The sequence below is a fragment of the Sedimentibacter sp. B4 genome (genome assembly GCF_000309315.1).
GTDB classification, from domain to species: Bacteria; Bacillota; Clostridia; order Tissierellales; family Sedimentibacteraceae; genus Sedimentibacter; species Sedimentibacter saalensis.
Genome location: NZ_CANG01000969.1, coordinates 1 through 232 on the forward strand (window position 1 = coordinate 1; position 232 = coordinate 232).

General features: G+C 61.2%; 1 pseudogene. It reads right to left on the bottom strand.

Going from position 1 to position 232, the window contains the following annotated elements:
• Positions 1 to 232: pseudogene (locus BN358_RS27175) on the bottom strand (PTS beta-glucoside transporter subunit EIIBCA); the annotation flags it as partial.

Consider the following 232-nt stretch of genomic DNA (forward strand, 5'->3'; position numbering starts at 1 on the left):
TGATCAGCGGCACGAACACCTGGCCGCCTAGCTGTTCAACTGCATCGGGAGTCCGGCGATCATGGCCACACACTGGGTGCCGATGTCGGTCTTGGTGCAGACGGTATCGGCTGCGCCACTCAGCGACAGGAATTCCGGGGTGAACAACGCCGCCATGATCGTGGCCCCGATCCACGGGTCGACATTCAGTTTCTTGGCCGCGTTGTAGGCGACCATGATCGGCAGGAAGTAC